This is a genomic window from Acinetobacter sp. Colony158, assembly GCF_019264745.1.
GTDB classification, from domain to species: Bacteria; Pseudomonadota; Gammaproteobacteria; order Pseudomonadales; family Moraxellaceae; genus Acinetobacter; species Acinetobacter ursingii.
Genome location: NZ_CP078523.1, coordinates 2205099 through 2208858 on the forward strand (window position 1 = coordinate 2205099; position 3760 = coordinate 2208858).

The following is a 3760-nucleotide window of genomic DNA, read 5'->3' on the forward strand; positions in this document are numbered from 1 at the left end:
GAAAAAGCCAAACAAAATTAAAAATTACCATTTTAGCGTAGATGATTCATAAGAATAAAATTGAGAAAAACCAAGTTGCTATTGGTGTAATATTTGGAATATGCGATATTTTGATAAAACTTTGACAGGGAAAAGGTGAGATGTTTACAGCGTCTTGTTTATGCGGCGGCATTCAATTAAAACTATTGGCTCCTTTAAATCCAATTAATGTCTGTCACTGTAAACAGTGCCAAAAAGCCCAAGGCAGTGCATTTGCTGCAATTACACAGATTGAAACTAAAGATCTGGAAATTGTGCAGGGTGAAGAACTTTTACAAGCTTATTTTGCAACACCAAATAAAAAGCGGGTATTTTGTAAACAATGTGGCTCACCAATTTATAGCGCACGTTTGGATAAACCTGAGGTCATTCGCTTACGTGCAGGATTGATCAACGAACCAGTCAATGTCAACGTGATTTCACATGCCTATGTCAACTCGAAAGCGACATGGGACGTCATTGGTGATCAGGCTCCGCAATATCCAGAAGCTTTGCCTGCTACATTAGTTAAATAAAGGTATTTCTGGGTCAACAGCCTGTTTGTGATCCAGATCTAAACTTTCCAGAAGTGATTCGAGCAAATGATTATCGCGGTCGCTACGCCATGCCATGGCGGTAGTAATAAATTCTAGATGTTCTGCCAAAGGTAAAATAACCACATTGGGATATGAAAAGCGTGTGATGGATTGAGGCACCAAAGCAATGCCTTGTCCACATCCCACAAACGCAATTTGTGAGGCAACTGAGCGCACTTCATGAATGACTTTTGGGAAAAAGCCTTGTTTACGGCACATTCCTGTCAAAATATCATATGATAAAGGGCTAATTTTGCGTGCAAACATAATAAATTGTTCTTGGCTCAACTGAGAAAGAGAGACTTCCTGGTGTGCTGCCAAAGGATGCTTTTCGGGGAGCGCAACGGCAAGATGTTCGCGAATTAGGGGACGAGATGCAATATGATTTCCCAAATCCCCTTCCAGACGGGCGAATGCCAAATCAATATCGCCATTTTCCAGTGCGGGAATTGCTTCCACTGTGTCAATTTCTTTGACATGAATGGTCAGATTAGGAAAATGCAATTTGGCGTGTTCAATAAATTTAGGTAAAACCTCAATAATCGAAGCACTAATTGCCCCAACTGTAATGGTTCCAATCTGGCCTTGCGCCGCTTCTCGAACTGCAATTTCCAAATTTTCCAGTTGATCTGCCAGTTTTTTAACCGCAGGAAGAATAGCACGTCCAGCGGGTGTCAGTTTGGTGCCCCGTCGTGAACGTTCAAATAATTGTAAGTTTAAAGAATGCTCCAGAACCTTAATTTGCTCAGTCAAAGGAGGCTGTGACATTCCAAGTTTTTTTGCGGCACGACCGAAATGTTGTTCTTCTGCGACAGTTAAAAATAACCATAAATGACGAATCAAACGAAAGTTGATCATAAATAGTAAAATAGTATGACAGTAATCTTAAAATTATATTTTACCTATCAGAGAAAGAACAGTACATTTATCATCAGCTTTAGGATGCCATTGATACACAACTGATCAAAGTCGGTTTTTCAACCCATCTTTTGTCAGAGATAAGCCAAGATTGAATAGGGACTCAATACCATGATTTTAAATGCTGAATATCACGCTTCACCGAACCCCGCGACTGAGATACCAGTTGTGGTGTTACACGGTTTATTTGGTAGCTTGTCAAATTTGGGGATGATTGCAAGAAAGCTCAATCAGAATCATCATGTGATTCAAATAGACTTGCGTAATCATGGTGGGTCGCCACATGCAGCAGATATGAGTTATGAGTTGATGGCGCAGGATGTGGTCGAAACACTCGATCATTTACAGGTCAATCGTTTCTCTCTGGTTGGGCATTCTATGGGTGGAAAAACCTCGATGAAAATCGTCGGTTTATTTCCTGAACGCGTTGAGCAATTGGTCATATTGGATGTCGCACCTGTGCCTTATGCAGGTGAGCGCCATGAAGGCATGTTTGCTGCGATTGATGCTGTGATTGAACAACACAATCCAAATTTAAGCCGTACTCAGGCGGCAGAAATCATGAGAAAGTATCTACCGCATGAGATGATTGTGCAGTTTTTACTTAAATCCTTTGTAAAAGGTCAATGGCTATATAATGTAGACGCATTTAAAGCCAATTATGGAAATCTTGTGGGATGGAATCCAATCCAGCCTTGGAATAAACCTTGTTTGTTTATCCGTGGTGGAAATTCGGAGTACATTTTGCCTCAATATCAAGCCGAAATAGAACAGCAATTTCCGCAAGCGCACATTGAAACTGTTGAAGGAACAGGGCATTGGTTGCATGCAGAAAAGCCAGATATCGTTTTAGGTTTTATTCAAAATTATTTGAATCATGAGGTTGAGGTAAATGTATAAGTTGCAACCGCGATTGTTAAGTTCAATTGCCGCAAAATCCTATGGATTAATACATGTTAGCACCCCGCTTGAAGGCTGTGTTCAAACTAGCTGATCAAGATAAACCTTCTTTTTTCTCAGTCCTCCTCATTGGAATCGCACAGATTATCGTATGGGGAGGATCTTTCTTTTTATTGGCAGTCATGGCGCGTCCAATTATGTCCGAAATGGGCTGGGGACGTGAACTGGTCTACGGTGCTTTATCTTTAAGTATTTTGGTTTCCGCATTTGCACTGCCTTATATTGGTCGCTTAATTTCCCGTCATGGTGGCAAGGAAATTCTGGCCATGAGCGGGATCATCACGGCTTTAGGGTTGTTCATTCTGGCCTTTAGTTATCATCTGGCCTTTTTCTTTTTAGCCTGGATTGTAATTGGGCTAGGGATGGCGATTGGTCTGTATGACACGTTATTTGCAGTCTTGGGTAATCTATTTGGTTTAAATGCCAAAGTCGCGATAGTGAGTGTTACGCTCATTTCTGGCTTTTGTACTACGATAGTCTGGCCTGTTCAGGCTTATGCGGTCTCGTTATTTGGTTGGCGAGCGACTTGTGTGTTTGGTGCAGTCTTGATGATTATTGTGATCTGGCCGATTTATCACTATGCATTGCCTAAACCTAAAAAAATCGCTGAACCGTCTGCGCTACAGCAAAAAAATAAAACCAACTCGATGAGCTTGCCCAAATCAACCTATCACTTAATATCGATTATTTTTATGATTACTTCAATTATCATGACAGTGATGACAGTGCAATTGATTGATATTTTGCAAGAAAATGGTCTGGCTTTAGCCAGCGCCATTGCGATTAGTGCTTTGATTGGGCCAAGTCAGGTGGCATCACGGATGCTGGATTTGGTGATTAAGTTTGATCATCCGATTAAATCGCTTTTGGTATCGGTTGTTTTAGTGGTGGTCGGGATTATTTTGCTGTGCATCTCACCGAAATATGCTGCACTTGCAATGATTATCTATGGCGCAGGCAATGGCTTACGTTCTATCGTACGTGGCACTTTACCGCTGACCTTGGTCAAAAAGGAAGAATATGCCTATCTTATGGGAAAATTGGCTCGTCCATCACTCATTGCACAAGCCATGACGCCGTTGATTGCTGGGTATATGATTGATGCGTTTGGTGCAAATACGGTACTTTATAGCATCGCGTTACTGGCGCTTTTAAATGTTATTTTCTCGTTGATATTAATGAAAGAAATTCGACAGGGAAAAGTGATGACTCAAAGTTAAGGTTTCAAAAGGAAATTAAAAATAGAATAAAAAAATCCAACCCGACCT

The 3760-nt window shown here is 40.9% G+C and carries 4 protein-coding genes; 3 read left to right on the plus strand and 1 reads right to left on the minus strand.

Going from position 1 to position 3760, the window contains the following annotated elements; translation table 11 throughout:
- Positions 1–140: 140 nt before the first annotated feature.
- Positions 141–554: a GFA family protein gene (locus tag JR005_RS09015; protein ID WP_218664925.1), complete on the plus strand. Its 414-nt coding sequence runs from the start codon at positions 141–143 to the stop codon at positions 552–554.
- Here JR005_RS09015 and JR005_RS09020 read toward each other — a convergent pair.
- Entirely contained in the window at positions 543–1472 is a 930-nt protein-coding gene (locus tag JR005_RS09020) for a LysR family transcriptional regulator (protein WP_218664926.1), read from the minus strand. The genes JR005_RS09015 and JR005_RS09020 overlap by 12 nt on opposite strands.
- A 171-nt stretch (positions 1473–1643) precedes the next feature.
- Between JR005_RS09020 and JR005_RS09025 the strand changes: the two genes are divergently transcribed.
- Positions 1644–2432, plus strand: coding sequence for an alpha/beta fold hydrolase (locus JR005_RS09025; protein WP_218664927.1), 789 nt, complete (start codon positions 1644–1646; stop codon positions 2430–2432).
- Positions 2433–2485: 53 nt separating this feature from the next.
- Positions 2486–3712, plus strand: coding sequence for an MFS transporter (locus tag JR005_RS09030; protein ID WP_151837717.1), 1227 nt, complete (start codon positions 2486–2488; stop codon positions 3710–3712).
- Positions 3713–3760: the final 48 nt, after the last annotated feature.